General features: G+C 69.9%; 17 protein-coding genes. 12 read left to right on the top strand and 5 right to left on the bottom strand.

From position 1 onward, the window contains the following. The first annotated feature begins 92 nt into the window (after positions 1–92). A complete protein-coding gene (locus ACWGKS_RS17365) occupies positions 93–2,354 on the top strand; it encodes a protein kinase domain-containing protein (protein ID WP_452523183.1) in 2,262 nt (753 codons plus the stop codon). 54 nt (positions 2,355–2,408) lie between these two features. Continuing rightward, the gene (locus tag ACWGKS_RS17360) at positions 2,409–4,376 is read left to right on the top strand and encodes a serine/threonine-protein kinase (protein ID WP_358505611.1); all 1,968 of its coding nucleotides are present in this window, start codon (positions 2,409–2,411) and stop codon (positions 4,374–4,376) included. Between the two features lie 34 nt (positions 4,377–4,410). On the opposite strand, the gene ACWGKS_RS17355 is transcribed toward ACWGKS_RS17360, so the two are convergent. Beyond that, on the bottom strand, positions 4,411–5,007 hold the full coding sequence (locus ACWGKS_RS17355; RefSeq protein ID WP_358505809.1) for a uridine kinase family protein: 597 nt from the start codon (positions 5,005–5,007) through the stop codon (positions 4,411–4,413). Positions 5,008–5,127: 120 nt separating this feature from the next. On the opposite strand from ACWGKS_RS17355, the gene ACWGKS_RS17350 reads away from it, so the two are divergent. From ACWGKS_RS17350 to ACWGKS_RS17315, 8 genes are all read left to right on the top strand, one after another. Further along, positions 5,128–6,303, top strand: coding sequence for an ROK family transcriptional regulator (locus ACWGKS_RS17350; RefSeq protein ID WP_358505613.1), 1,176 nt, complete (start codon positions 5,128–5,130; stop codon positions 6,301–6,303). 247 nt (positions 6,304–6,550) lie between these two features. After that, complete coding sequence (locus ACWGKS_RS17345) at positions 6,551–7,696, top strand: ABC transporter substrate-binding protein (protein ID WP_358505615.1); 1,146 nt, start codon at positions 6,551–6,553, stop codon at positions 7,694–7,696. Between the two features lie 114 nt (positions 7,697–7,810). Next, positions 7,811–8,611, top strand: coding sequence for an ATP-binding cassette domain-containing protein (locus ACWGKS_RS17340; protein ID WP_358505617.1), 801 nt, complete (start codon positions 7,811–7,813; stop codon positions 8,609–8,611). Beyond that, positions 8,608–9,885, top strand: a complete 1,278-nt coding sequence (locus ACWGKS_RS17335) for a sugar ABC transporter permease (protein ID WP_358505619.1) — start codon at positions 8,608–8,610, stop codon at positions 9,883–9,885. Before ACWGKS_RS17340 ends, ACWGKS_RS17335 begins: the two co-directional genes overlap by 4 nt. Positions 9,886–10,476: 591 nt before the next feature. Next, positions 10,477–11,739, top strand: a complete 1,263-nt coding sequence (locus ACWGKS_RS17330; RefSeq protein WP_358505621.1) for a styrene monooxygenase/indole monooxygenase family protein — start codon at positions 10,477–10,479, stop codon at positions 11,737–11,739. Between the two features lie 38 nt (positions 11,740–11,777). Further along, entirely contained in the window at positions 11,778–12,548 is a 771-nt protein-coding gene (locus ACWGKS_RS17325) for a sulfite exporter TauE/SafE family protein (protein WP_358505623.1), read from the top strand. Between the two features lie 311 nt (positions 12,549–12,859). Continuing rightward, complete coding sequence (dxs, locus tag ACWGKS_RS17320; RefSeq protein ID WP_358505626.1) at positions 12,860–14,788, top strand: 1-deoxy-D-xylulose-5-phosphate synthase; 1,929 nt, start codon at positions 12,860–12,862, stop codon at positions 14,786–14,788. Positions 14,789–14,841: 53 nt separating this feature from the next. Beyond that, on the top strand, positions 14,842–16,254 hold the full coding sequence (locus ACWGKS_RS17315) for an FAD-dependent oxidoreductase (protein ID WP_358505629.1): 1,413 nt from the start codon (positions 14,842–14,844) through the stop codon (positions 16,252–16,254). A gap of 3 nt (positions 16,255–16,257) precedes the next feature. Here ACWGKS_RS17315 and ACWGKS_RS17310 read toward each other — a convergent pair whose 3' ends face one another. Beyond that, positions 16,258–17,103, bottom strand: a complete 846-nt coding sequence (locus tag ACWGKS_RS17310; protein ID WP_358505632.1) for a neutral zinc metallopeptidase — start codon at positions 17,101–17,103, stop codon at positions 16,258–16,260. A gap of 678 nt (positions 17,104–17,781) precedes the next feature. Beyond that, positions 17,782–18,573, bottom strand: coding sequence for a TetR/AcrR family transcriptional regulator (locus ACWGKS_RS17305; protein WP_358505635.1), 792 nt, complete (start codon positions 18,571–18,573; stop codon positions 17,782–17,784). 150 nt (positions 18,574–18,723) lie between these two features. On the opposite strand from ACWGKS_RS17305, the gene ACWGKS_RS17300 reads away from it, so the two are divergent. Beyond that, positions 18,724–20,940 (top strand): MMPL family transporter, encoded by a 2,217-nt coding sequence (locus ACWGKS_RS17300; protein ID WP_358505638.1) that lies wholly within the window; start codon positions 18,724–18,726, stop codon positions 20,938–20,940. Positions 20,941–20,961: 21 nt separating this feature from the next. After that, the gene (locus tag ACWGKS_RS17295; protein WP_358505641.1) at positions 20,962–21,102 is read left to right on the top strand and encodes a hypothetical protein; all 141 of its coding nucleotides are present in this window, start codon (positions 20,962–20,964) and stop codon (positions 21,100–21,102) included. A gap of 89 nt (positions 21,103–21,191) precedes the next feature. On the opposite strand, the gene ACWGKS_RS17290 is transcribed toward ACWGKS_RS17295, so the two are convergent. Then, positions 21,192–23,279 carry a 3-hydroxyacyl-CoA dehydrogenase NAD-binding domain-containing protein gene (locus tag ACWGKS_RS17290; RefSeq protein ID WP_358505644.1) on the bottom strand — a complete coding sequence of 696 codons (2,088 nt, stop codon included), beginning with the start codon at positions 23,277–23,279 and terminating at the stop codon, positions 21,192–21,194. Between the two features lie 57 nt (positions 23,280–23,336). After that, positions 23,337–24,512 (bottom strand): thiolase family protein, encoded by a 1,176-nt coding sequence (locus ACWGKS_RS17285; RefSeq protein ID WP_452456077.1) that lies wholly within the window; start codon positions 24,510–24,512, stop codon positions 23,337–23,339. Positions 24,513–24,595: the final 83 nt, after the last annotated feature.

The following is a 24,595-nucleotide window of genomic DNA, read 5'->3' as shown; positions in this document are numbered from 1 at the left end:
GGGGCCTGGACGGTCCCACCCTGTGACACCCTGTCGGGGAGAGGCCCCGCGGGGCCTGTGGGAGACACGACGAGCAAGAGACGGGGCAGGCTGTGGACGACCTCCGGAGCCAGGACGCGCACCAAAGCGTGATCGGTGGTTACCGGCTGCTGAGGTCCCTGGGGCGCGGTGGATTCGGTGAGGTGTTCCTCGGCGAGACCGAGGATGGCTCTCGTGCGGCGGTCAAGTTGTTGCACGTCGGCTGGGCCGGTGACCAGGACATGCGGCGGCGTTTCGCCGCGGAGGTGGAGCAGGCGCGCCGGGTGAGCGAGTTCTGCGTGGCGCGGATCCTGGACGCCGACCTGGAGGCCGAGCGGCCCTGGATCGCCTCGGAGTTCATCGACGGGCCGACGCTGCAGGACGCGGTGCAGGAGGAGGGCCCGCGCTCGGGCAGCGAACTGCACCGTCTGGCGGTGTCCACGGCCACGGCGCTCGCGGCGATCCACTCCGCCGGTGTGGTGCACCGTGACCTCAAGCCCGACAACATCATGCTCGCGGCGGACGGCCCGAGGGTGATCGACTTCGGTATCGCCCGTGCGGTGGAGGCCACCTCGGTGACCGCCAGCGGAGTGGTCGGCACCATCGGCTACATGGCGCCCGAACAGTTGGAGGGCGCCCGCCTGACCGCCGCCGTCGACGTGTTCTCCTGGGCCGCGGTGATGGTGTTCGCCGCCACCGGCCGGGAGGCGTTCCCGGCACCCACCCAGGCCTCACGCATCGCGCGCATCCTCGGCGGGGCACCGGACCTGGACGGAGTGGCGCGTCCCCTCGTGGACGTCCTCGCCGACTGTCTGAACAAGGACGCCGACGCCCGCCCGGACGCCCCCGAGCTGTTGCGGCGGCTGATCGCCGGTCCGACCGGCGCAACCCCGTCCCCCGCTGCCCGACCGGTGCCCCCGGAACCCGTCGAGGGGCTGGACGCCACCACGGTCACACCCACGCCGGACGCGATGACCCGCGTCGGTGTGGACCGGACCCGGGTGGCCGAGCATCCACCCACCGGCAGCGCTCCGGTCGACCCCACCGGAGTGGCCCGAGTCGACCCCACCCGGGTCGCGCGGGTCGACTCCACACGGGTCGCCGGTACGGACTCCGCCGGCACGGCCGGCACCCACCCGGCGGGTTCGGCCGTCTCCGCCGCGCACGCCCAGGGAGCGATCACCCCCTCCCGGAACCCGAGCGCCCCCCTCCGGGCCCCGTCAACACCACCACCCTCGGGTTTCGCCCCGCCGTACCACTTCTCCGGTGCCCGCTTCCAGGACGCGGGCACCCTGGCCGAGGCCATGCAACGTGACTGGGCCGCCGCGGTCCGGGTCTTCAACGACCCCGCCGAACGCTCCGTCCTGGGTGCCTGGATCATGGACGACCTGGGCGACACCACGATCGACCGGTCCCTGTTCCGCCGCCAGGTGGGCGACGCCAACCTGGCCGTGGCCTCCTTCGTCTCCCAGCTGCGCCCCGACCTGCCCCCGGTCTTCCGTGGGCGTGCCGCCGCCATGAGCGACCTGCGTTCCCTGTTCGCCGACCCGCGCCCCCTGCTCACGGGCGCCCCACAGGCCAACGAGATGGTCCTGCTGGCCCGCCCCGAGCTGCTGCGGATCCTCGACGCGCACCGCGGTCCCGAACCCGGGGCCCACCGCGATCTGGCCGAGAACCTGGACCGGGCCGAACGCGTCGGCAACTCACTGTGCGCCCGCCTGGCCCAGGAACTCGATGGCTGGCGCTCGACCCGGGTCACCGTCAACCCGGCGCTGGTCATGGCCTTCATGCTCAACCCCGACCGGATGACCCCGCCCGGTGACGGCCGTGACAGCGCGGTGGCGGACTGGGTGGACATCCTGTGGCGGTCCGTGATCGGCGCCGAACTCCCCGACTCCGCCGGATACGCCGCCGCCGTCCACGCCGCCATGCCCACCGTCCAAGCGCTGGCACGTCAGCGCCGCTACTGGGAGGGCCGCTACTCGGAGGTCTCCGCGACGCACGAGGCCCTGGAGGACAAGGTGACGTTCCAGCGGCGGATGCACGGGGCCGCCCAGGCGTGCAAGTACGGGATCGTGGCCCTGCCGGTCGGTTTCGTACTCGGATTGGCCGACGGGGGAGGGTTCGCCGAGTTCCTGTTCGGGCTCGGTGTGCTCGCCCTGGTGGGCGCCCTCGGTGTGAACCTCACCAACCGGGTGATGTGCGGTGGCGCCGCCCGCCGGGCCCAACGGGTCATGGAACTCCAGCACTCACGTCAGCAACTGCCCCAGTTGACCACCGGGGTGGGCCGGATCCGCTCCGACCTGGAACGGGCCCGGCAGATCACCTCGGGCTGACCCGATCGTGTGGGCCACACGTACCGTAACGAACGATCCAAGAGAGGCTGCTTCGTGAGCGAGGCCACGGAGAAGGTCGACCCCGAACATACGGTCGGCCGATACCGGCTGGTCAGACGGCTGGGAAGAGGCGGATTCGGTGAGGTCTTCCTCGGTGAGGCGGAGGACGGGACCCGTGCGGCGGTCAAACTGCTGCACGCGACCTGGTCCGGTGACCAGGAGATGCGACGGCGCTTCGCGGCGGAGGTGGAGCAGGCGCGCAGCGTCGGTGGCTCCTACGTCGCCGAGATCCTCGACGCCGCCCCCGACGCGGACCGACCCTGGATCGCCACCGAGTACATCGACGGCCCCACCCTGCAACGGGCGGTCTTCGAGGACGGCCCCCGTACCGGTACCGACATGCACCGGTTGGCGGTGTCCACGGCCACGGCGCTCGCGGCGATCCACTCCGCGGGTGTGGTGCATCGGGACCTGAAACCGGACAACATCATGCTGGGGTCGGACGGCCCCCGGGTGATCGACTTCGGTATCGCGCGGGCCATCGAGGCCACGTCGGTGACCGCCAGCGGCATCGTCGGGACGGTCGGGTACATGGCCCCCGAACAGCTGGAGGGCACACGCATCGGTACCTCGGTGGACGTGTTCTCCTGGGCCGCGGTGATGGTGTTCGCCGGCACCGGAAAGGACGCGTTCCCAGGGCCCAGCCAGGCCGCCCGCATCGCCCGGGTCCTGGGCGGGAAACCCGACACCGGTGACCTGTCCGGGCCGCTGCTGGAGACCATCCTGGCCTGCCTGGCCAAGAGACCCGCGGATCGTCCCGACGCGCGGACCCTGCTGCGGCACCTGGTGGAGGGCACTGCCCCCGTCCGGACCACTCCGGCGAAGGGGCGGTCCGAGGACACCCCGGCCCCGCCCGTCGCCCACGCGGCCGGTACACATGTGACCCCCTACCACTTCGCCGGTGCCCGCTTCACGAACGTGGAGGACCTGGCCGCCGCCTTCCAACGACAGTGGCCGGACGCGCTGCGGCTCTTCGCCGACCGCGGGGAGTTCGAGGCCCTGGGCTCCTGGGTGATGCGGGACCTGGGTGACACCAAGGTCGATCGTGCCCTGTTCCGCAGGGAGACGCGCGACGTCAACCTCGCCCTGGCCACCTTCATCGCGGAGGCGAACCCGGCGCTGCCGCCCCGCTTCCGTGACCACGACGCGTCCATCGCCGGACTGTCCGGGCTCTTCCACGACCCTCGACCCCTGGCCACCGGCGACCCGGTCGACAACGAACTCCTCCTGCTCGCCCGCCCCGAAGTGCTGCGGATCATGGCACGGCACGAGGGAGAGGACTCCGCCCGGCTGAGCTCGCTGGCCGAGGAGCTGGCCCGGGCCGAACGGGCGGGTACGGGCATCCTTCGCGAACTCACCGAGAACCTCACCGGCTGGGGAAGTCTTCGCTCCCAGGTCGATCCCGCGCTGGCCCTGGTCTTCCTGCTGCACCCCACGGCGCTGGCCGCCCCGGATCCCGGGGCGAGCCCCTGGGCCCGCGAGTGGTTCGGGATCCTCTGGATCCGGGTGATGGCGAGCACGGGCGCGGAGCGTGCCGGGGTGGGAGCCGCCGTCCACGGCTCCTCCAGCACGGTGGCGGCCCTGGCCGCCGAACGGCACCGCTGGGAGAACGGACTCTCCACGCACCGGGCCGCGTTCCCGGAGGAGGACGGCCGCAAGGCGGCTCGTTGGGGCATGCTGTGGATCGTGTCGTTGGCGCTGACCTTCTCCCTGGTCTCCTGTGTGTCGGGGGCCGTCGCGAACGTGGGACCCGCCATCGCCCTCGGGACCCTGGCGTTCGGAGCGTTCGTGCTGCTGCTGGCGGGTTGGGCGATCACGGAGTTCCGCTCCCACTCACAAGGCCAGGACCTGGAGAAGCGGAACTCGTCCGCGCGAGAGCACTACGACCGGGGCCTGCGGATGATGGACCAGGACCTGGCGCGGGCGCGACGGATCTGTTCGGGACCTCCCGCGCGGCGCTGATCCGGACCCGACGTTCGATCCGGCCGCACGCGGATCAGGGGTTGTCCACCACCAGGTCCGCGCGTTCGCGCGGATGGTCGCGGGAGTACAGCGACTCCTCCTGACGGGCCCACAGAGCACGGAAGGGCGCGTACAGGTCGGCGTCCTCGCGTGCGTCCAACCGTGCCCGGCGCAGACGGTCGGGGGCGGCCACCCACACCAGGACGTCGATCGAGTCGCGCACGACGCCCGCTCCGGACCCGCACCCCTCCACCAACAAGGTCCCGCCGTCGTCGAGCCCCTCGGGCAGGGACCGCCACCGCTCCTCGAAGACGCCGCGTTCCCAGTCGTAGCGCCGCCACGCGGCCGACCGCCCTTCGGCGAGGGGCTCCAGTACCCAGGTGCGCAGCAGTTCGGGGGCCTGTTCGAGCCCCTCCCAACCCGGATAGAGGTCCTCCATCGTCAGTGTCGCCACCGGTTCGCCGATCGCGGCCAGCTCGCGCCGTACACGCTCGGCCACCGTGCTCTTCCCCGAACCCGAGTGCCCCTCCACCGACACGACGCGCACCCGCCGTCCCCGTCGTGGCGCCGCGGAGATCCTTCGCGCCACCCGAGCCGCCCAGCCCGCCTCGCCCGTTCCCACCCGAACCATCATTCCGATCCCGAACTCCCCACGCCTGCGGGTGACCAGGCGTCCCCGCCCGTCTTTAAGGCTTGTAACATTCCATCGAGCATCAGTGCCGAGCACAGTCGACCACAAAAGGGGTACGCGGTGACCGAGGCCGACACGACCCCCGGGTCGCAGTCAGCGCTGCGTCAGGCCAACGAGCGCCGTGTGGTCGAGGTTCTGCGACGTGACGGGACCCGAACCCAGGCCGAACTGGCACGTGCCACCGGGTTGTCCGCGGCGAGCGTCTCCAACATCGTGCGCGGACTGCGCTCGGCGGGCGCGGTCTCGGTGAGCAATACCTCCTCGAACGGTCGCCGCGCGCGTGCGGTCACGCTTTTGCGCCCACCGGGAACGGTGGTCGCCCTCGCCTTCACGGTCGACCGGATCTCCGTCGCGGTGGGGGACAGCGACGGCAACCCCTTGGCCGGCGAACAGATCGAGTACGACGTGCCGGCCGATCCCGAGCGCGCGGTGCGCCGGGCCGCCTGGCTGGCCGAGACCACCCTGCTCCGTGCCCGGATCGATCCGGGTCGGATCGGGGCGGTCGTGGCCTCGGTGCCCGCGCCCATCGATCCGCGCACCGGAGTGGTCGGGGACATCTCCTGCGTGCCCCGTTGGGCCGGGTTCCGGCCCGGTCCGGCCCTGTCGGAACGGCTGGGTTCGCCCGTACTGGTGGAGAACGACGCCAACCTCGCGGTGACGGCCGAGCGCGCCTCGGGCGTGGCCCAAGGCGTCGACCACGTGATCCAACTGGTACTCGACGTGGGGGTCGGCGCGGGCATCGTCATGTCGGGGCGGCTCTTCCGAGGAGCCGGCGGAACCGCGGGCGAGGTCGGGCACATCGGCCTGGACCAGCGGGGGCCGGTGTGTCGTTGCGGCAACCGCGGCTGTCTGGAGACCTTCGTCGGGACCGAGTACCTGATGCACATGCTGCCGCGTGACTCCTTCCGCGGACCGAGCCCCGGAACGGCCGTTCTGACGGATGTGGTCGGTGCCGCGTTGGAGGGCGACCCGGGCAGCCGCCGGGTGATCGCCGAGGCCGGGACGGCCCTGGGACAGGGAACGGCGATCATCGCGAACCTGTTCAACCCGGAGATGATCGTGGTCGGCGGGGAGCTGGCGGCGGCCGGCGACCTCCTGCTCGATCCGATGCGCAGGGCGATGGAGCTGGGCACGCTGGGCAGCGCGCTGTCCGACCTTCGGGTGGTGGCCAGTACCCAAGGCGCCGACGCGGCGCTACGTGGCGCCCTGATCACGGCCTCTCACTCCCTGTCGTGAACCCAAGGGCACCCGTCATCGTGAACTGAACGGTTCGGTCGGGTTCCTGATCGGCGTTAACAGATGATCACATACCCTCAAAGCGGCATTGACCTGCCCATATATTGCCTTCATGTGGTGAACCTAATGTCCGTGACGTATCGGTTATGTGTTCACTAGTTGACGGCAAGGCCTACGCGGGGTTCTACTTCACACCAGCACTCGCGAGTTCCCACCCCGTACAGGCATCCTTGAGAGGTAACGCGTCGTGAACACACAACGCCTCCACCCCCGACGCGCGGTCGCCCTATGGCTGACCGCGGCCGGCGCAGCCCTGGCCCTGCTCACCTCGGCCTGCGGTTCGCTCACCACCGATGGTTCCGAGACCGAGGTGGAGGAGCAGACCTTGGAGGAGGGCTTCCACGTCGGACTCCTCCTGCCCGAGCTGCAGACCGCCCGATACGAGGCCTTCGACCGGCCCTACTTCGAGGAAGCGCTCGGAGAGCTCTGCCCCAACTGCGAGTTCTCCTACGCCAACGCCGACCAGGACGTCGACGAGCAGCAGACGCAGGCCCAGGCGATGCTGACCGACGGTGTCGACGTGCTCGTCCTCGGCGCCGTCGACTCCGAGGCCGCCGCGGGCACCGTCAACGAGGCCCAGTCCCAGGGCGTGCCGGTCGTGGCCTACGACCGTCTGGCCCAGGGCGGCGCCGACATGTACGTCTCCTTCGACAACGTCCGGGTCGGCCAGGTCCAGGCCGAGGCGCTGATCGGCGCCCTGGAGGAGGAGGGCACCGCCGGCGACGGTTCCATCGTCATGATCAACGGCTCGCCCAGCGACCCCAACGCGGGCGACTTCAAGGCCGGCGCCCACGAGATCTTCGAGGGCCAGGTCGAGATCGGTCAGGAGTTCGACACCCCCGACTGGTCGCCGGACGAGGCCAACAGCCAGATGGAGGGCGCCATCACCTCCCTGGGACTGGACGAGATCGTGGGCGTGTACTCCGCCAACGACGGCATGGCCGCGGGCATCGTCTCCGCGCTGCGCAGCGCCGGAGTCTCGGTGGAGGACCTGCCCCCGGTCACCGGTCAGGACGCCGAACTGCACGGCATCCAGCGCATCATCTCCGGTGAGCAGTACATGACCGTCTACAAGGCCATCCGGCCCGAGGCCGAGCTCGCCGCCGCCATGGCCGTCTCCCTGGCCACCGGCGAGGAGCTCGAATCGGGCGAGCACGTGGTCACCGACGTCGAGGACGCCGACGGCGAGATGGTCCCGTCGGTCTTGCTGGAGCCCGTCGCGGTCACTGAGGAGAACATCGGCGACACGGTCGTCTCCGATGGCTTCTACAGCATCGAGGAGATCTGCACCTCCGACTACGAGGACACCGATTTCTGCCAGGAAGCCCTCTAAGGACCGGGTAACCCGGGCCGGCCCCGGCCCGTGCCGTCGGGGCCGGTCCCTCGGGGGACGCCCCGGCGGGGAGGCGCGACCTCCCCGCCGGGACGAGAGAAGAGACGAAAAAGCATGAGCACACCCATCCTGGAACTGTCCGGGATCTCCAAGACCTTCGGGGCCGTACGCGCCCTCAGCGAGGTCGACTTCCAAGTCGACGCCGGAGAGGTCGTCGCCCTGCTCGGCGACAACGGCGCGGGCAAGTCCACATTGGTCAAGGTCATCGCGGGCGCGCACCCCGCGGACAGCGGCGGCGTCATCTCCTGGGACGGTGCGCCGGTCGGCATCGGAACCCCGGCCGACGCCCAGCGCCTGGGCATCGCCACCATTTACCAGGACCTCGCCCTGTGCGACAACCTCGACATCGTCGGGAACCTGTTCCTGGGCAACGAGCGACTGCACTTCCCCGGCACCCTCGACGAGGTCGAGATGGAGCGCCGCGCGGTGGAGCTCCTCGACTCCCTGTCGGTGAGCATCCCGAGCCTGCGGGTCCCCGTCGCGGCCCTGTCCGGTGGTCAGCGACAGATCATCGCCATCGCCCGCTCCCTGCTGGGGCAGCCCCGCGTGGTCATGTTGGACGAACCGACCGCCGCCCTGGGCGTGGCCCAGACCGCGCAGGTGCTCGACCTCATCGAGCGGTTGCGCGACCAGGGCCTGGGCGTGGTCCTGATCAGCCACAACATGGCCGACGTCCGCGCTGTCGCCGACCGCGCGGTGGTCCTGCGCCTGGGGCGCAACGCCGGGGACTTCCCCATCGCGGACACCTCCTACGAGGAGATCGTGGCCGCCATCACGGGCGCCTCAGACAATCCGGTGTCCCGCCGTTCCACCCGCACCGGCTCATCGGCCACGGCCACGAAGGACAAGGAATGAGCCAGCAGACTCATGAAACGGAAGGCGTCGAGGTGAGCGAGGAGAACACCGCGGCCCGACGCGACCCTCGCCTGCTGGCCACGGTGGCCTCGCCCCGCGGGTGGTGGGACGCGGTCAAGCGCAGTCTCAAAGGAGGCGAGCTCGGGCCCGTCCCGGTCGTCGTCGGCCTCATCCTGATCGGCATCGTCTTCCAGTCGATGAACGACCGGTTCCTGTCGCCGCAGAACCTGTCGAACCTGACCGTCCAGATCGCCGCGGTGGGTCTCATGACCACCGGTGTGATCATGGTGCTGTTGCTGGGCGAGATCGACCTGTCGATCGGTTCGGTCGCGGGTCTGTCCGCCGGTGTCCTGGCGGTCCTGGCGGTCCGCCACGGTGTCTCGGAGTGGGTCGCGATCGGAGTGGCCGTGGGCATCGGCCTGCTGGTCGGTCTGCTCCACGGTTTCGTCTTCGCGAAGATGGGCGTTCCCGCCTTCGTCGTCACCCTCGCCGGCCTGTTGGGCTGGCAGGGGCTGCACCTGAACCTCATGGGCAGCGACGGCAGCATCAACACCAGCGCCACCGGTCCCATCGCGATGCTGACCCAGACCTACTTCGTTCCGGTCGTGGGTTGGTTCCTGGTCATCGTGGCCCTGCTCGCCTACCTGGTGTCCGTTCTGGCGGCCGAGCGTCGTCGTGGGCAGGCGGGCCTGCCCTACAAGCCGCTCGCAGAGGTGCTCTTCCGCGCCGCCCTGCTGGCCGTGCCGCTCGTGGGCGGCGTGTGGATCCTCAACCAGTACAAGGGTGTGCCGCTGGCCTTCCTGATCTTCGTGGGCTTCGTGGTCGTCCTCGACCTGGTCCTGCGCAAGACCCGTTACGGGCGCATGGTCTACGCCGTGGGCGGTAACTCCGAGGCGGCCCGGCGCGCCGGCATCAGGGTCGACTTCATCCGGATCACGGTGTTCGGCATCGCCTCGACGCTCGCGGCCATCGGAGGCATCATGCTCGTCTCCCGTAACTTCGCGGCGAGCGTTTCCACCGGTGGTGGCGCGGAGCTCATGATGGCCATCGCCGCGGCCGTCATCGGTGGCACCAGCCTCTTCGGTGGCCGTGGCAACGCCTACTCGGCGCTGCTGGGCGGCCTGGTCCTCGGCGCGATCACCTCGGGCCTGCTCTTGTTGCAGATGGACACCTCCGTGCGGTTCATGATCACCGCCGCGGTGTTGCTGATCGCGGTCATCCTCGACGCCGTCTCCCGCCGTGGGCGCAAGACCCACGCCCGGGGCGGCGGCTGAGGGACCACCTCGGGGCGACGCTCTCGCGTCGCCCGCAAGACCTCTCCCGGAGGATGAGAAGGACCGGTTCACCCCGGACCGTCCTTCCAGGCCCGGGCCGGCCACACTCCCACCGGCCCGGGCCTTCGTCGTGTCCGCCGGCGGAAGGGGTGGTCGGGAAGGGGGGCGGTGTGAACTGCGTCCCTTTCCCGGGCGAGGGGGATCGGGGCGTTCAACGCGCGCGGCGGCCGTCGTGCCCGACACCGAGTTCGGGGCGCCGAACTTCGTGGTGAACACCGGATGAACCCCTGTGGTCGCTCTGACCTGTGGCGATGCGGAGGCGCGTGCCGGATGAGCGGTTCCGCGGCCACATGCCCGCCATGGCCCGCCCGGGGGATCCATTGGTCCCACCGCGATAGGGGAGAAGGTCCCATGCCCTGGGGCGCCGTGGTGGCCGACGCGAGCGCTGCTAGCTTCCATCGGTGAAGCCACCTGCCGTTGCGGGGACGTCGCCCACCATGACGACGTGCCCCGCCCGGTCGTGCCCGAGACCCGGGCTTGGAGACCACCCTGCCCCGTGACCTCTCCGGCGCGCGGGTGTGAAGGAGAAAGATGCGCAAGATCCTCGTCGTCGGTGCCGGACAGTCCGGGCTCCAGTTGGCCATCGGCCTGCTCTCGGAGGACTACGACGTGACCCTGGTGGACCCCCGGAGCCCCGACCAGATCAGGGCGGGTCGTGTGATGTCCACACAGTGTCTCTTCGGGCCGGCGCTGCGCCGTGAACGCCGCCACGGACTCGCCTTCTGGGACGACGAGGCGCCCGAGGTGACCGGTGTCGGAGTGCGGGTGGCGGAGCGGCGGGGCGGTCCCGTCCCGGAGGTGGACTGGGTCGGACGCTTGGACGAACCCGCCCGATCGGTCGATCAGCGGATCAAACTCGCATCCTGGCTGGAACTGTTCGTCCAGGGCGGCGGCCGGTTCCTGCGCCACCGCGTGAGCCGGGAGGAGCTGGAGGCGCTCGGCGCCGAGTACGACCTCGTGGTGGTCGCCGCGGGTCGGGGCGAGCTCGCCGAGATCTTTCCCCGCGACACACGACGCTTCCACTTCAAGGGACCCCAGCGGCGGCTGGCGCTGGCCTACGTGAGCGGGGGCGAGGAACACCCGGGCGGGGGAGTCCTCTCGCGCACCGTGGTCCCCGGCGCTGGTGAGGCCTTCACCCTGCCCACCCTGTCGCTGAACGGCCCCTGTCACGCGGTGATGGTGGAGGCGGTGCCCGGTGGACCACTCGATCGCCCCCTGGCCGAGGGCGCCACCGGAGACGACGTGCTCGCCGGCCTGCTGGACGTGCTGCGCCGTTACGCGCCCTGGGAGTACGAACGCTTCTCCCGTGCTCACCTGGCCGACCCCATGGCCGCCCTGTACGGCGGCTACGCTCCGGTGGTCCGCGACCCCGTCGCCCGAACGCCGGGCGGGGCGCTCGTGTGGGGCATGGCCGACTCCGTGGTCGCCAACGATCCCATCACCGCCCAGGGGGCCAACATGGCGTCGCTGTGCGCCGACGTGTACCGGCGCGCCATCGTCGACCACGGAGGCCGCCCCTTCGACGAGGCGTTCATGCGCGGGGCCTTCGGCACCTACTGGCACAGCGCCCGCCAGGTCACCGCCTGGAGTCGGGTGATGTTGTCCGGGCCGCCCCACGTGTGGGAGCTGTACCGTTTGGCCGAGCGGCACCAACCCACGGCCGACCGGTTCGCCAACTCCTTCAGTGACCCCACCGGGCTCATCGACTGGTTCCTGCACCCCGAACGGGCGCTGGAGTACGTGGACGGGGTCCGGCGCGGCACCGATCTTTCGTCCCATCTTCCTACCACGTGATCCCGATCGGGTGAGGGGAGATATAGCTTCGCCTCCTAATGCTCGATGAACTCCTCACACCCACCACCCACGCACTGTTCGGCCAGGTCGACGCGTGGGTCTTCCTCCTCCTGGCGGCGGCCGCGGTCATGGTCGGGGCCGCCGTCCAGAGCATGGTCGGACTCGGTCTCGGCCTGGTCGCCGCCCCCGTCATCTCCTTCCTCGACCCCACGCTCATGCCGGGGGCCCTCCTGATCAGCGCGAGCGTCCTTCCGGTGCTCACCCTCCTCCAGGAGTGGCGTCAGGTGGACTGGCGCGGCATGGCGTGGGGGCTCCCGGCCCGTGTTCCGGGCACCCTGGTGGCCGTATGGGTCGTGGCCCTGCTCGAACCCCGGGCCCTGGCCGCGTTCGTCGGGGTGATGGTCCTGGTGGCCGTCGCGCTGACCGTGCGTTCCTTCAAGGTCCGTGTCACCCCGCTCTCGTTGGTGGTCGCGGGAACGCTCTCGGGCTTCTCCAGCACCACCACCTCCGTGGGCGGCCCACCGATGGCGTTGGTCTACCAGAACGAACCGCCGGAGAGGGTCCGCGCCACCCTGGCCGTGTTCTTCCTGTTCGGCGGACTGTTCTCCCTGGGAGCCCTGGCGGTGGGCGGGCAGATCGACGCCCGGACCACGGTCGTCGGCTTGTCCGTGATCCCCTTCATCGCCCTCGGGTTCCTCATCGGGAACCGGCTGCGCCGCCGGGTGAACCCGGCCCGGACGCGCACCGTCCTACTCATAGTGGTGTCCATCTCCGCCGTGGGCCTTCTCGTGCAGGCCGCGCTCGGATAGCCTCGGCACGCGTGGCCCCGATCTCGGCGCCCCCGCTCCGGCGTCCCGGGGCGAAGGTGGTGGCGAAACCGAGTAATCTACGCCGCAACCGGTGTGAGGGCGGAGCCCATCGTGACGCGTCACGAAAGGACGCCATCGTGTTTGCCACGGGTGGCGTCGGATCCCTGACTTCGGGGGTTCCGGGCGGAACCCATGGACGATGGCCCATAAACTCGGGTATGTATACCTGCCGGTAGCCAAGGCCGTCCCAAGTCAGGGGACGCTTCTGGCAAACGTAAGCGGACACGCGGGACGAGGGGACTGACGAGACAGTGACACTGTTCGAGTCGATACAGAATCCGGAAGCGCTCAAGAGGCTTTCGGCCGATCAGCTCCCTGTGCTGGCCCGGGAGATCCGGGAGTTCCTGATCCGGTCGTGCGCCGAGACCGGCGGACACCTGGGCCCCAGCCTGGGCGTCGTCGAGTTGAGCATCGCACTGCACAGGGTTTTCGAATCACCCGATGACCCGATCCTCTTCGACACCGGCCACCAGGCCTACGCGCACAAGGTCCTCACCGGCCGGCACGACTTCAGCGACCTCAAGTCCGAGGGCGGACTGTCGGGCTACCCGTCCCGGGCCGAGTCCGAGCACGACTTCATCGAGAACTCCCACGCCTCCACCTCCCTGTCCTACGCCGACGGCATGGCCAAGGCCAACGAGGTCCGGGGCCGCACCGACCGGACCGTCGTCGCCGTCATCGGTGACGGCGCGCTCACCGGCGGAATGTCCTGGGAGGCCCTCAACAACATCGCGGAGAAGAAGAACCGCCGCCTGGTCATCGTCGTCAACGACAACGGCCGCTCCTACTCGCCCACCACGGGCGGTATCGCCGACCACCTGGCCTCGCTGCGCATGACCCCCGGCTACGAGCAGGCCCTCGACCTCGCCAAGAGCACCCTCAACCGCACTCCGGTGGTCGGCCAGCCCATCTACGAGGCCCTCCACGGTCTCAAGAAGGGCCTCAAGGACACCATCCAGCCACAGATGATGTTCGAGGACCTGGGTCTGAAGTACCTCGGCCCCATCGACGGTCACGACGAACAGGCCCTGGAGAAGGCGCTGCGCCGCGCCCGCGACTTCGGCGGACCGGTGATCGTCCACGTCCTCACCCAGAAGGGCAAGGGATACGCCCCGGCCGAGAACCACGTCGAGGACCAGTTCCACGCCCCCGGGCCCTTCGACATCGACACCGGCAAGTCCAAACCCGGACCCAAGGTGGAGAAGTGGACCGGTGTCTTCGCCGAGACCATGGTCGAACTGGGCGCCGAACGTGAGGACATCGTCGGCATCACCGCCGCGATGCTCCACCCCACCGGCCTCAACAAGTTCGCCGACGCCTACCCCGACCGCGTCTTCGACGTCGGCATCGCCGAACAGCACGCCGCCACCGCCGCCACCGGCATGGCGATGAACGGGCTGCACCCGGTGGTCGCCGTCTACGCGACCTTCCTCAACCGCTGCTTCGACCAGGTCCTGATGGACGCCGCCCTGCACCGCCAGGGCGTCACCTTCTGCCTGGACCGCGCCGGCGTCACCGGCAATGACGGCGCCAGCCACAACGGCATGTGGGACATGTCGATCCTCCAGGTCGTGCCCGGGCTGCGTCTGGCCGCTCCGCGCGACGCCACCCGTCTGCGCACCCTGCTGCGCGAGGCCGTGGCCGTGGAGGACGCGCCCACCGTCGTGCGCTACCCCAAGGGCGCCGTCGCCGAGGAACTGCCCGAGATCGGCAAGGTCGGTTCCATGGACCTGCTGCGCCGCGCCACCGATAGCGGTCACACCAAGGACCTGCTCATCGTGGGCGTGGGCACCATGGCCCAGGTCGCCTGTGAGGTCGCCGACCGCATGGCCGACCAGGGCATCGGCGTCACCGTCGTCGACCCGCTCTGGGTCAAGCCTCTGGACGAGGCCCTGGTGGCCGAGGCCGCCGCGCACTCCGTCGTCGCCGTCGTGGAGGACAACGGCCGCACCGGTGCCGTGGGCGACGCCGTGGCCCGCCTGCTGCGCGACCACGAGGTGGACGTGCCCGTGCGCACCTTCGGCATCGAGCAGGAGTTCCTGGACCACGCCAAGCGCGACCGGATCCTCCAGCAGCAGGGCCTGACCCCGCAGGAACTGTCCCGCAAACTCACCGAGACGGTCTCCCGTCGCGGCGAGGGGGCCGGGGCCGCCCGCGAACTGGCCGACGAAACCGCCTGACCTCGGGCTCTGGCAGCACCGGACGGAAGCTCCGGTGCTGCCAGAATGGGACCATGACCTCTTCCGAACCCGAGCAGAACCTCGAATCGCCCGAACCGGAGGAGGCCGCCCCGCTCAGGGTGGCCGTGATCGGCTCCGGCCCCGCGGGCATCTACACCGCCGACGCGCTCACCCGCCAGCGTCGGGTACCCGTCCGCGTGGACGTCCTCGACCGGCTGTACACCCCCTACGGGCTGGTCCGCCACGGTGTGGCCCCCGACCACACCAAGATCAAGGGCGTGGCCAGGACACTGCGGCGGGTCCTGGAGCACCCCGACGTCACCTTCGTCGGTGGGGTCGAGTTCGGTTCCGACCTGACCCGCGCGGACCTGTCCCGCACCCACCACGCCGTCGTGTACGCCACTGGAGCCGCTGTCGACCGGCGCATGGGGATCCCCGGCGAGGACCTGCCCGGCAGCGTGGCCGCCACCGACTTCGTCAACTGGTACTGCGGCCACCCCGACAGCGAGCTCGAACGGTTCGTCCTGGACGCCGAGGAGGTCGCCGTGGTCGGGGCCGGCAACGTCGCCCTGGACGTGGCCCGCATCCTGGCCAAGACCGCCGAGGAGCTACGCCACACCGACATCCCCCAACCCGCCCTGGACGTCCTCTCTCGAAGCCGCGTGCGCACAGTGCACGTGCTCGCCCGGCGCGGGCCCCTCCAGGCCAGGTTCACCGCGCCCGAGCTGCGCGATCTGATGAGGCTGCCCGGCGTGGACGTGCTCGTGCGTCCCGAACAGGTCGACATCGACCTCGCCGACGTGGGCACCGACCGGCCCGGGTTCCGTGAGGTCGCCAAAGCCTCCCGCACCAACCTCAAGCTGCTGCGCGAACAGGCGGAGCGTGCGCCGCGGGGACGCCCACGGCGCATCGAGTTCCACTTCTGGACCCGCCCCGAGCGGATCGTGGGCGCGGAGGGGGTGGAGGGGCTGCGCGTGGAGCGCACCCGCCTGGACGAACGGGAACGGTTGGTGGACACCGGGGTGGGTTCGACGTTGGACGTGGGAATGGTGCTGCGTTCGGTCGGCTACGCCGGTGTGCCCTTGACCGGTGTGCCCTTCGACGAGCGCGGACGCACCGTGCCCCAGGAGGAGGGGCGGGTGCTGAACGGCGGTGGCGTCGTGCGGGGTGACTACGTCGCCGGATGGATCAAGCGCGGCGCCACCGGGGTGATCGGCACCAACAAGTCCGACGCCGCCGCGACCGTGCGTTCCCTGTTGGCCGACGCCGACGTTCTGCGCGCCGGGGTGCCCGAACCGGTGGGGCTGGTCGACGTCCTGGCCGAACGGGGACTGACCGTCGGCGACTACGAGGGTTGGCTGCGCATCGACGAGGCCGAGGAGGGGCTCGCCACCGAGCTCGACCGGGGCGCACGGGTCAAACTCGGCGGATGGGAGGCCTACCGCAAGGCGTTGGGCCGCGGGTGAGCCTCAGCCGACCTGGTCCGCCTCGGCGCCGTAGGTGTTGCAACCGGCCACGGTGCCGCCGTCCCAACCCGCCTCCAACCACTGGGCGCGGCTGGTGGCACTGCCGTGGGTGTCCAGGTCGCCGCCGTCGTTGAAGTGCCGGTTGACCACGTCGAGGGCGTCGCCCCGGGGGTCGACGATCCCGCGCAGCGCGATCCCGGCCATGCACTCGGCCTGGAGCTCGGTACGGCGCAGCGTGTCGAGTTCGTCGTCCTCGCTGCCCGCGCTCCGGCGCAGGTCGTGGGAGATACGCAGGATACCGGTGGAGTTCTGGACGTGGTGGGCGTACTCGTGGCCCATCAGGGCCAGCCACACGACCTCGCGTTCGTCCGCGGGGATGACCTGGGACACCTCGCGCACGTTGGGCAGGACCACGGTGATGGTGGCGACGTCGCTCTCGTAGTAGGCCAGGGTGAAGGCCTCCTCCGTGTCGCTGTCCAGGCCCTGGTCGGTGACGGTGACGTCGGGCAGGTGGGGGGCGAGCCGAAGTTCGTCCATCACCGGTGCCCACAGCTCGTCCAGGCAGTCACCGGCCTCCCGGGAGAAGCCCTCCCAGGAGTCGTCGGAGTCCACGTCCAGGTCGGGCAGGTCGCAGTCGATCGGCGGTGGCGTGCTCATGTCGTACAGCGGGTGGTCGACCAGGTCGATCTCCGCGGGCGCCGGCCGGGCGAGCAGCTCCTGGTCCCGGAAGGCGGAGAGGTCGGCGCCACCGGGGGAGGACTGCTGCTGTGGTGTGTTGACCACGACCACCACGCCGGCGATGAGGGCGACCAGGGCCATCGACGCGGCGGCGAAGGCCGCGATGAGCATGCCCTTGCCCCGGTCCGCCCGTCGAGGCGGTGGATACCACGTCCGTGGCGGCCCCCAATAGGGATGCCACGGTGGACCCTGCGGGGGCGCCCATCCCGATCGAGGGTGCGCCCCGGGGAACGCCTGTGGCGGCCAAGGGGGCCGGGGGCCCTGCGGGACCGGAACGTGGGGTCCTCGCGCCGCCCACATCCCCTGCGGGGGACCCCCGGGCGCACCCCGTGGCCGCGCGTCGCCCGGAGCGTTCGTCGCGGGGCTTCCCCCGGGAGTCCCTGGGACGCCTGTGGCATGGGTGGCGCCGGGTACCCGAGGTTCACCCGGGGCGTGACGCGTACGCGTCACCTCGGGCCCTTGTGGTGCCCGGGGCGGTCCCATGGTGTCCGGCCCCCGCGGAGCCTCCGGTGACGGGGTGGTGCCGGGAACCCGTGTGGTGCCCGGGGCGTGCGTGCCGTCGGGCGTCTGTGGGGCCGGGGCGGCCTCTCGGGGCGTGTGGGACGGCGGCTCCGCTCCCGGGGTGTCTCCGGGGTGGGTGCCGTGCCGGTCGGTCCGGGGGAGGTCCCCGGGAGCCTCGTCTCCGGTTCGGTTGTCCACGGGGCCATCCTCGTCATCGCGCCGCCAGGGAAAGGGCATGTCCGTTTTGTACCCATGAAACGGACAACTGCCCCATGCCCCCAGTATGGGTCAACCGGGGGTGTCCGTGACGGGCTTCCCCAGGCGCTCGATGGGGAGATACCGGACACCGAGGCCGGTCATCAGGTTCTGAAGCTCGGACTCGAAGAAAGGTTCCATGTCGTTTACGGCGAATCCCAGGTGCTGGAACACCTCCATGCACACCACCCCGTAGATGCGGATCCAGCACCGGGTGAGCATCAGGGCCGCTCCCGTAGGCATGGCGTGCGCGGACAGACCCACGGTGTCGACGAAGGAACTCAGCTCGGCGGTGAGTTCGGGTCCGATCTCCTCGTCCGCGGGTAGCGGGATGTCCTTCTCCTTGATCAGGCGATCGCACAGGGCGAAGAAGGTGGACGCGAAGCGCCTGCCGGTCTCCAGGGCCGGGGTGAGGTCGGCGTCCAATTCGAGTCGCCTGCTCGGCCCGAACATCACGGAGAACTCGGCGGGATGGGTGATGGCCCAGGTTCGCAGCGCCCGTAGCGCGACGTGCAGGCGCAGTTCGGTGTCCTCGGCCGGGACCGAGGTGTCGGCGGCGGCGACGGTGTCGGCCAACTCGTCGAACAAGTCTGCGGTGATCGCCACCAGTAGCGCGTCGATGCCCGGCACATAGCGGTACAGTCCCGGCGCGGTCATGCCCATCTCGCGGGCGATCGCGCGCAGGGAGACCCCGGCGACACCGTGCTCCACGAGATGTCTGCGCGCGATCGACTTGATCTCCGTGAGTGTGGCTTCTCGCACACGATCGCGGCGACTGAGTACGGCCTCGGATCGCGGCTCGCTCGTGACCGGCGGTTTCGTCATGTTCAGTGGTCCACCCCGTCTCGGCGCCGATTCCGCGGCACCGCTCTGTTCGGTCGACGACGTTGACATCGTAACTGGTGCACGCTTGAGTGAACGCCGTTAGCAAACGGCGTTAACGGACATGATTCGTGTTCGCGCGAAGGAGCGGGAATGTCGACGAAAACGGGGTTCTTCGGCCGACTGGGGCTCGGAGCCCACCGCGGGAGATGGTGGGTCATCGCCGTGACCGGCCTGTTCGCGGTGCTCTCCGTGTTCTGGGGACTCGGGGTCTTCCAGGACGTCAGCGAGAGCGGTTTCGAGGACCCCGGAGCCGAGTCCTCCCGGGCCATGGACCTCATCGAGGACGAACTGGGCCACGCCGACATCGACATCATCGCGGTGTTCCGCAGTGACGAGATCAAGGTCGACAACCCCACCTTCGCCCAGGCGGTACAGCGCGTCTCCGACGATCTGCCCGAGGACGTCGTCGCCGACCACGACGTCTACCTCGACGAGGAACTCACCGACATCGAACGCGGCATGCTCGTGTCCGAGGACATGCACGCCACGTACATACCGGTCACCCTCACCGGCCAGAGCCACCAGGAACGACTCGACCAGTACGAGGAGGCGGCCGCCGTGTTGGAGGCGGGTCCCCTCGAAACCCACCTCGGTGGCCCCATCGCGGTCGAACACGAACTCTCCGAGACCGCCGAGAGCGACATCGTCCGCGCCGAGATGTTCACCCTGCCCGTGCTGTTGCTCCTGCTGGTCCTGATCTTCGGCGGCCTCGTCGCGGGCCTGATGCCCCTCGCCGTCGGAGGTCTGGCCATCCTCGGTTCCCTCACCGTGCTACGGGCCCTCACCCACGTCACCGAGGTCTCCGTCTTCGCCATCAACGTGGCCACCCTCCTCGGGCTGGGGTTGGCGATCGACTACGGGCTGTTCATGGTCAGCCGCTTCCGCGAGGAACTGAACAAGGGCCGCGACGTACGTGAGGCGGTCGGCCGGACCGTGGACACCGCGGGACGCACCGTCGCCTTCTCCGGCGTCACCGTCGGCATCGCCTTCGCCGGGTTGCTCTTCTTCCCCCAACCCATCCTGCAGTCCATCGGTTGGGGCGGCATCGCCGTCGTCGCCTTCGACCTCGTCGCCGCGCTCGTCTTCCTGCCCGCCCTACTGTCCGTGGTGGGCCACCGGATCGACCGAATGAAGCTGCCACTGCCGCGCCGCACCGTCGCCGGGACCCTCGACGAGAACGCCGGCACCTGGGCCCGCCTGGCCCGTACCGTCATGCGGGGCCCCGCCGTTTCACTGGTCGCGGTCGCCTGCGTCCTGGTGGCCTTCGGCTCCGGGCTGGCCTCGACCGACCTGGGCACCACCGACCAGCGTTACCTGCCGGCCGATGCCGACTCCCGGATCGCGACCGAGACGGTGGGGGAGGACTTTCCCGCCGGTCGGATCGGCCGTCTGCACGTGGCCGTGACGGGAGACCCCACCGAGAAGGACCTCGACGAGTACGTCGAACGCCTGGAGGCCCTGCCCGGCGCCGCGCTGGTCACCGTGGCACGCACCGGTGACGGCATCGCCCACGTCGAGGTGGGCTACCAAGGGGCCACCGACTCGACCGAGGTCCAAGAACTCGTGGAGGACGTACGCGCCGAAGCGGCCCCCGTAGGCGCCGAGGAGGCCCTCGTGGGCGGTGTGGCCGCCATGCAGCTGGATAACCTCGACGCCATCGTCGACAACGCGCCCACCACCATCGCCTTCATCATCGTGTCCACGATGGTCCTGCTCTTCTTGGCCTTCGGGTCGCTCGTGCTGCCGATCAAGGCGGTGCTCATGGGCGCGCTGTCCCTGAGCGCGTCACTCGGCGTGGTGATCTGGGGCTTCCAAGAGGGGCACTTCTCGGCCCTGCTGGGCTTCGACGCGGTCGGCACCATCGACCCCACCTACCTGGTGCTGGTCACCATCGTGGCCTTCGGTCTGGCGATGGACTACGAGCTGTTCCTGCTCAGCCGGGTCCGGGAGGAGTATCTGCGCAGTGGCGACAACATCCGGTCGGTGGCGCTGGGCCTGCAACGCACCGGGCGCATCATCACCAGCGCCGCGCTGTTGCTGGGCGTGGTGTTGCTGGCGATGGGCACCTCCGGACTGCTCTTCCTGAAGATCATCGGGGTGGGCCTGGCGATCGCGGTCCTGGTGGACGCCACCCTGGTGCGGGCGATCATGGCGCCCGCCACCATGCGCCTGCTCGGCGGCTGGAACTGGTGGCTGCCGCGCCCGCTGCGTTGGCTGCACGACCGCGTCGGCATCTCCGAGGGCGGCGAGGAGGAGGAATCGACTCCGATCGGAGTCGACCCCGAACGGTCGCGCGTGGGCGTGTGAGTTCTCGCGGAGATCGGGCCGATGGTCGCCGAATTCGACCATCGGCCCGACCCGACTTCACTCGGCGAGGAGCTCGTCGACGCGGGTGATGGTGGTGTTGAAGACCTTGTCGGCCCAGGCTTCGATCTGCTTCGGGTCGGTGATCGCCGGAATGCGATTTGAGAATGGTTTCCGGGTAATGCCATGGAAGACATGAAACGGGCCCGGCCTCCGTTGGAGACCGGGCCCGTTCGGGCACTACGGGTGAGACCTCAGACGGCCTGCGGGGCACCCTCGTGGAAGGGCTTGCCGTTCACCTCGGTGGACACGCCGACCTTGTCCAGGTACGGGGTGATACCACCGGTGTGGAAGGGCCAACCGGCGCCCGTGATCAGGCACAGGTCGATGTCGGCGGCCTCGGCCACCACGCCCTCGTCCAGCATGATCCGGATCTCCTTGGCCAGGGCGCGCAGGGCCCGGTCCAGGATCTCCTGCTCCTCGGACGGGCTGTCGCCGCCCTTGAGGAGCTCCTTCACCTCGGGGTCGATGGTGAAGTCCGGGGCGAAGATCTCCGACTTGCCGGCCTCGACCACGGCCTCCAGTTGCGGGGAGACCGCGAAGCGCTCGGGGAACGCCTCGTTCAGGGTCTCCGCGACGTGCAGACCGACGGCCGGGCCGACCAGCTGCAGCAGCATCAGCGGCGACATCGGCAGACCCAGCGGCGCGACCGCGCGGTCGGCGACCTCGGGCTCGGTGCCCTCGCCCACGGCGGCCAGGACCTCACCCATGAACAGGGTGAGCAGGCGGTTGACGACGAACGCCGGGGCGTCCTTGCACAGCACCGACGTCTTCTTCAGCTTCTTGGAGACGGCGAAGGCCGTCGCCAGGGAGGCGTCGTCGGTCTTCTCGCCGCGGACGATCTCCAGCAGCGGGAGGACGGCGACCGGGTTGAAGAAGTGGAAGCCCACGACCCGCTCGGGGTGCTTGAGCTCCGACGCCATCTCGGTGATCGAGAGGGAGGAGGTGTTGGTGGCCAGGATCGCCTCGGGGGAGACCACGGCCTCCACCTCGGCGAAGACCTGCTTCTTGATCTCCATCTTCTCGAAGACGGCCTCGATGACGAAGTCGGCGTCGGAGAAGGCGTCCTTGGTCAGCGAGCCGGTGACCAGGGCCTTGAGGTGGTTGGCCTTGTCCTGGTTGACGCGCCCCTTCTTCAGGAGCTTGTCGACCTCGCCGTGGACGTAGGCCACGCCCTTGTCCAGGCGACCCTGGTCCAGGTCGGTCATGACGACCGGAACGTCCAAACGACGCGCGAACAGCAGGGCCAGCTGACCGGCCATCAGACCGGCGCCGACGACACCGACCTTGGTGACCTTGCGGGCCAGCGACTTGTCCGGGGCGCCGGCGGGACGCTTGGCGCGCTTTTGGACCAGATCGAAGGCGTAGAGGCCGGCCTTGAGCTCGGGGCTCATGATGAGTTCGGCGAGCGCCTCATCCTCGGCCGCGAAGCCCTCGTCACGGGTGGCGGTCTTGGCGGCGGCGACCAGCTCGACGGCGCGGGCCGGGGCCGGTGCGGCGCCGTGCAGCTTGCCCTCGACCACGAAGCGGCTCATGTTGACCGCGTTGTCCCAGGCCTCACCCTTGTCGACCTCGGGGCGCTCCACCTGGACGTCGCCCTTGAGGACCTGGGCGGCCCAGCGCAGGGACTCCTCGACGAAGTCGGCCGGCTCGAAGATGGCGTCGGCGATGCCCATCTCGAAGACCTGCTTGCCCTTGATGACCTTGTTCTGGGCGAGCGGGTTGTCGATGATGATCTTGAGGGCCTTCTCGGCGCCGATCAGGTTGGGCAGCAGGTAGGTGCCGCCCCAACCCGGGACGAGGCCGAGGAAGGTCTCGGGCAGGGAGAAGGCCGGTACGCCGGAGGAGATGGTGCGGTAGGTGCAGTGCAGACCCACCTCGACGCCGCCGCCCATGGCCGCGCCGTTGATCAGCGCGAAGGTCGGTACGTCCAGCTCGCCGAGCTTGCGGAACACGTCGTGCCCGAGCTTGCCGATGGCCTTGGCCTGATCGAGGGTCTGGATGGCGGGAACGCCGGTGAGGTCGGCGCCGACCGCGAAGATGAACGGCTTGCCGGTGACGGCGACCGCGACGATGTCGGTGCGCGCCTTGGCGGCCTCGATCGCGGCGTCCAGGCTGAGCAGACCACCGGGGCCGAAGGTGTTCGGCTTGGTGTGGTCGTGCCCGTTGTCCAGGGTGATCAGGACGGCCTTGCCGGCCCCGTAGGGGAGCTCGATGTCACGGGAGAGCGCCTTGGTGACGACCTCGTCCTTGAACAGTTCGGAGATATCACTGGAACGCATCGCGTTCTCCTTTGAGGGTGGTGGTGGGCGACGGGCGGGCTTGTTCGATCGCGGTGCTCACTTGCCCCCCTCGTAGTTGGTGTTCTCCCAAAGGATGGTTCCGCCCATGCCCAGGCCCACGCACATGGTGGTGATGCCGTAGCGGACGTCGGGGCGCTCGGCGAACTGGCGCGCGAGCTGCATCATCAGACGGCCGCCGGAAGAGGCCAGCGGGTGACCGACGGCGATGGCGCCGCCCCACGGGTTGACGCGGGCGTCGTCGTCGGCGATACCGAAGTGTTCGAGGAAGGCCAGCACCTGGACGGCGAAGGCCTCGTTGATCTCGATCAGACCGATGTCGTCGATCGAGATGCCCTGGCGGGCGAAAAGCTTCTCGGTGGCCGGGACGGGGCCCACACCCATGACCTCGGGCTCGACACCGGTGAAGGAGAAGTCGACCAGACGCATCTTGGCGTCCAGGCCCAGCTCCTCGGCGACCTCCTCGGCCATCAGCAGGGTGCCGGTGGCGCCGTCGTTGAGACCGGCGGCGTTACCGGGCGTCACGTTGCCGTGCGCGCGGAACGGGGTCTTCAGGGTGGCCAGCGTTTCCATGGTGGTGCCGGGGCGCGGCGGCTCGTCCTGCGTGGCCAGACCGAAGCCCTGCTCCGCGGAACGGACCAGGGTCTCGACCAGGTCGGGCTGGATCTTGCCGTCGGCGTAGGCCTTGGCGACCTTCTCCTGGCTGCGCACCGCGTAGGAGTCGGCGCGCTCCTTGGTGATGGTCGGGTACCGGTCGTGCAGGTTCTCGGCGGTGTTGCCCATGACCAGCGCGGACGGGTCGACGAGCTTCTCGGAGATGATCCGGGGGTTGGGGTCGACACCCTCGCCCATGGGGTGCCGGCCCATGTGCTCGACGCCGCCGGCGATCACGACGTCGTAGGCACCGAAGGAGATGCCCGCGCCGGCGGTGGTCGCGGCGGTGAGCGCGCCGGCGCACATGCGGTCGATGGAGTAACCGGGGACGCTCTTGGGCAACCCGGCCAGGATCGCGGCGGTGCGCCCGAGGGTCAGACCCTGGTCGCCGATCTGGGTGGTGGCGGCGATGGCGACCTCGTCGACGCGCTCCGGGGGCAGGCCCGGGTTGCGGCGCATCAGTTCGCGGATCACGCGGACGATGAGGTCGTCGGCGCGCGTCTCGGCGTAGAGGCCCTTGCCTGACTTGCCGAACGGGGTGCGGACCCCGTCGACGAACACGACTTCGCGGGCGGTTCGCGGCACGATGGCCCCTCCTTCTTCAAGCGATGGGTGGACTGTTGAGGTCATGCTACTCGCCAGTA

It is taken from the genome of Nocardiopsis sp. NPDC055879, from assembly GCF_053615935.1.
The sequence above is the reverse complement of the archived record's forward strand: the minus strand, read 5'-3'. Positions and strand labels throughout refer to the sequence as shown.